This window comes from Microbacterium umsixpiens, from assembly GCF_053543675.1.
Map to the genome: position 1 here is coordinate 8,614 of NZ_JBLVOH010000143.1, position 3,349 is coordinate 11,962.

General features: G+C 71.1%; 2 protein-coding genes and 1 pseudogene. 1 reads left to right on the plus strand and 2 read right to left on the minus strand.

Annotated elements, in window-relative coordinates:
* The coding region (locus tag ACNPM4_RS14210) for a zinc-dependent metalloprotease (protein WP_448986085.1) at positions 1 to 311 on the plus strand (311 nt) is incomplete at its 5' end.
* A gap of 835 nt (positions 312 to 1,146) precedes the next feature.
* Here the strand turns inward: ACNPM4_RS14210 and ACNPM4_RS14215 are convergent.
* Both ACNPM4_RS14215 and nudC read right to left on the minus strand, forming a co-directional pair.
* Positions 1,147 to 2,865 (minus strand): annotated as a pseudogene (locus ACNPM4_RS14215) (ATP-dependent helicase); the annotation flags it as partial.
* A partial coding sequence (gene nudC, locus ACNPM4_RS14220) for an NAD(+) diphosphatase (RefSeq protein ID WP_448986086.1) occupies positions 2,862 to 3,349 on the minus strand: 488 nt, incomplete at its 5' end. The pseudogene ACNPM4_RS14215 and the gene nudC, both read right to left, overlap by 4 nt.

Here is a 3,349-nt window from a genome sequence, read left to right on the forward strand (position 1 = left end):
CGCGGCGCATGCGCGAAGCATCCGCCATGTGGCAGGCCGTCACCGATGCCGTGGGCATCAGCGCCCGCGACTCCCTCTGGGACTATCCCGACCTGATGCCCACGGCCGAGGACATCGACGACCCGAGCGCGCTCGTGGCCCGGCTGCAGGCCGTCGAACGCGGCGAACAGCCCGTCGCGGACGAGTTCGACGAGGCGCTCGCCCGCCTGCTCGACGGTGACGACTTCTCGGAGGAGACACCGTCCGATGGTGGCGAGGACGGCGCCGAGGATGATGGCGACGCCGCCCCGGAGGGGGACCGCCCGGTCTGAGGACCAGACCTCGACGGGGGACGGAAGGTGTCATCACCTCTCCTCCCCCGTCGGGGACACGCGCGGCAGTTGTCCACGGATGCCTCGACAACTCCCCGCGGGCGGCGGCGTCCCTCCAGAATCGGAGAGATGCCTCTCACACCGCCGATCCTCACGCGCCTCGACCCGAGTGCACCGCTGCTGTGGCGGGACGAGCACACGCTGCAGCTCGGTGACGACGACGGACTGCGCGTCGAGGCGGATGCCGCCTGGGTGGAGCTCCTGCTCAGCCGCCTACGCACGGGTTTCCGCCGCGGATCGTTCGACGTGATCGCGCACGCCGCCGGGGCCCCGCGCGAGGCGGCGAGGGCTCTGCTCGCGCGCCTGGAGCCCGCACTGCTCGATGAGCCGACCGCGCCCCGCACGGCCTGGGTCGAGAGCATCGGCATCGACGACGGGCGCACCGAATACCGCATTCGGGAGGCGCTCACGGATGAGGGTGTCTCCCTCGTCGATCCCGGGCGACGACCGGGCGTGGGCGTCGTACTCGTGCGAGGCGCCGCGGCGGCTCTGCAATTCGCGCGCCACCTGCGCGACGACACCCCGCATCTGCCGGTGTCCTTCGAGCCGGGCAAGGTGACCGTCGGGCCGCTCGTGGTCCCCGGCGAATCCGCGTGCCTCGCCTGCCGCGATGCGCACGCCACCGCCCTCGATCCGGCATGGCCACTCCTGCACACTCAGATGATCGACCGCGACCCCGGCCCGATCCGCGCCGCGCAAGTCGCCGAGGCGGGTCGCCTCGCCGCCCTGCTCCTCGCCGGCGACCGAAGCGCTGACGGGCGCGTCGTGCGCGGCAGCGCGGACGGTTCCCGCGTGTGGCGTTCGGTGACGTTTCACGAAGAATGCCGGTGCCGCGGCCTGTGGTCCCCATCTCAGCGAGGAACCTCGACGGAGCACGCTCCCCCCGTCCTGCCGATCTCGACCAGGACAGCGAGAGCGTTCGCGCGGCCCGCGTGACGCCCACGTAGGCCAGACGCCGCTCTTCGTCGACCGACTCGAAGGTCGTCGCGTAGGAGATCGGGAGTGAGCCCTCGGCCCAGCCGGCGAGATGCACGTGCGGCCATTCCAGGCCCTTCGCCGCGTGCAAGGTCGAGAGGGTCACCGTCCGCATCGTGGGCTCGTGCTGGTCCTTGGCCCGCGCCATCAGCGCATCGCTGAAGCTGCGCAGGGTCGCGTCCGGTCCGGCTTCCTCGGCGAGCCGCAGGATGGCGCGCCGCGCCTCCCAGCCGCCGCGCTGCGCCCCACCGGCGGCCGGTGGCTCGTCGGTCAACCCGAGCTCGCGCAGCACCCGTTGCACCCCGGGCAGGAACCCCTGCTCGGTGGGCGCCACCGCCGCCGCACGCAGCGCCAGGATCGCCTGACGCACCTCCGGCATCGAGAAGAACCGGGTCCCGCCCAGCACCGTGGTCGCGACGCCCTCGACGGCGAGCGCCTGCTGCAGCATCGCGGATTGCGCATGCGCGCGATAGAGCACGGCGATCTCCGAAGGGGATGCCCCGGCCGCGATCTGCGCAGAGATGGCGGCGGCGATGCCTGCGGCCTCTTCGCCCTCGGTGTCATAGGCGGTGACGGTAGGCGCATCCGCGGTGAACTGCTCTCGCGCCGGCACGAGCTCCAGCGCGCCGGGGCGGCCCTGCATCAGCGCGTTCGCGACGGTGAGGATGGGGGGCTGGGAGCGGTAGTTCGTCTCGAGCCGCACCACCGTGGCATCGGGATGACGTCGTTCGAACTCGAGCAGGAACCGCTGTTCCGCCCCGGCGAAGGAGTAGATGGTCTGGCTGGCGTCGCCGACGACGCAGATGTCGTGTCGGTCGCCGAGCCACAGCTCCAGCAGCCTGTTCTGCAGCGGCGAGACGTCTTGGAACTCGTCGACCGTGAAGTGACGGTACTGCTCGTGGACGGATGCCGCGACCCGCGGTTCTGCCTCCAACATGCCCGCGCACGCGAGCAGCACATCCTCGAAGTCGAGTTGACGGCGATCGTCCTTCAGCGCTTCGTAGCCGCGCATGAGCTCGACCAGCTGACCGGCGTCGACGCCGCTGATCGGACGCCCGAGCGCGGCGTACTGCTCGATCGAGAGCATCGAGACCTTGCGCCATTCGATCTCGGACGCGATGTCACGAAGGGTGGCCGTGCTCGGGCGGAGCCGCATCGCATCGGCGGCCTGACCCAGCATCCGCACCTTGTTGTCGATGATCGAGGGCGCCGGCGAGCCGGCAAGCGTCGGCCAGAAGAAGTTGAGTTGCGCGAGGGCGGTCGCATGGAAGGTCCGAGCCGCGACGCCCTCGACGCCGAGCGCCCGCAGACGCCCCCGCAGTTCGCCCGCCGCCTTGGCGGTGAAGGTGACGGCCATGACGCGCGACGGCGAGTAGGCCCCGGTGTCGACGCCGTGCGCGATGCGATGCGTGATGACACGCGTCTTCCCGGTACCGGCTCCGGCGAGCACCACGACGGGTCCGCGAAGGACGGATGCTGCAGCCCGCTGCCGCTCGTCGAGGGCATCGAGTGCGCTCACGCGTGTTCCTCGTACCAGTCGACGATCAGTGCACGGGCGATCGACGCGTGACCAGGAAGCCCGACCGGACCGTCTCCTGCGAGGGCGGAACCGATCTCGGCACGCGTGAACCACCGCACATCGATGATCTCCTCGCCGTCGGCGAGCGCCGTGGACTCCTCATCGACGACGGCGCGGAACCCCACCATGAGCGACCGCGGGAACGGCCACGCCTGTGACGAGATGTAGCGCAGCGACGACAGGCGCACGCCGGACTCCTCCTCGATCTCGCGGTGGACGGTCGACTCCAGCGACTCCCCCGCCTCGGTGAAGCCGGCGAAGCACGAGTACATGCGGCCGCCCCAGTTCGCGTTGGCGCCGAGGAGCAGGCGTTCCCCGTCACCGCTCTCGACGGCGACGATCACGGCCGGATCCGTGCGCGGGAAGTGCTCCCGCCCGCACACGAGGCAGCGTCGCGACCATCCGCCGTTGCGCAGCTCGGTGC